The organism is Streptomyces sp. SID14478, assembly GCF_010548525.1.
Classification (GTDB): Bacteria; Actinomycetota; Actinomycetes; order Streptomycetales; family Streptomycetaceae; genus Streptomyces.
In genome coordinates this window covers 1-995 of record NZ_JAAGMG010000655.1, presented here as the reverse complement: position 1 = coordinate 995, position 995 = coordinate 1, and the positions used below count along the sequence as shown (strand labels likewise).

The 995-nt window shown below is 74.1% G+C and carries 2 protein-coding genes; both read right to left on the bottom strand.

What is annotated here, in order from left to right; translation table 11 throughout:
* Positions 1-65: 65 nt before the first annotated feature.
* Complete coding sequence (locus G3I40_RS46515) at positions 66-233, bottom strand: hypothetical protein (RefSeq protein ID WP_203644555.1); 168 nt, start codon at positions 231-233, stop codon at positions 66-68.
* Between the two features lie 21 nt (positions 234-254).
* A partial coding sequence (locus tag G3I40_RS21735; RefSeq protein ID WP_164303810.1) for a polysaccharide deacetylase family protein occupies positions 255-995 on the bottom strand: 741 nt, incomplete at its 5' end.

Sequence of the window (995 nt, the reverse complement as noted above, 5' to 3'; positions counted from 1 at the left end):
CGCCGCACTGGCGACGGCCTGCGCGGCGAGCGCCTGCGCCCTGGCGTCCCGCCGCTGACCGCGGCTCAGCCGGAACAGGCCGTCCGCTGTGCCTCCTGCCACTCGCAGCGCGGGCACAGCGTGACGCCCTTCGTGGACTCCGGGTACTCCGTGGGCGCACGGCACAGCACGCACTCCGCGAACGGCGCGCCCTCGGTGTCGCCCGGGTCCTCCGTGTTCCGCAAGCTCCCCATGCCCTCAGCGTACGGGCCGCGTCACCCCTTGCGGGCGGCCCCGACCAGTTCGGAGACCCGGACGAACCGGTAGCCCTTCGCGCGCAGCGCCGGCACCACGGCCCGCACCACCCGCTCCGTCGTCGGGGCCGCGCTGCGCGTGCAGTGCATGACGACGACCGAGCCCGGCCGCACCCCGTCGAGCACCTGCCGGGTCACCGCGCCCGCGTCCGTGGCGAACGCGTCGCCGCTCACCACGTCCCACTGCACGGCGGTGACCCCGGCCGGGGTGAGGGACCGCAGCGCCTGCTTGTCGTAGCAGCCGCCCGGGAAGCGGAAGTACGGGACCACGTGTGCGACCCGCGCCTTGCGGAAGGCGGTGAACGCCCGCTCGACGTCCGCGCGCATCCGCCCGGCCGGGACCGTGGGCAGGCCGTAGCAGTCGTCGGTGTAGGCGTAGTGGCTGTACGAGTGGTTGGCGACCTCGAACAGCGGATCGGCGCCGATGTCCTTGGCCTGCGAGGGGTACTGCTCGGCCCAGCGCCCGGTCATGAAGACCGTGGCCGGAACCTTCAACTTGCGCAGTGTGGCGATGAGTTGCGGATTGTCGAAGTGCTCGCCCGACAGGGCGCGCGGGCCTTGGTCGGCGGTCATGTCGGCGTCGAAGGTGAGCGCGACCGTACGCTCCTTCGCCTTCGGGGCGCCCTTGAAGACGGGCGTCAGTCCGGCGGGGCCCGGGGCGAGCGTCGGCGGCGGGGTCGGCGCCGCCGGCGAAGGGCTCGC

Coding starts and splice junctions, on each gene's coding strand:
- G3I40_RS46515 (WP_203644555.1), bottom strand. CDS start 233: ATGGGGAGCTTGCGGAACACGGAGGACCCGGGCGACACCGAGGGCGCG.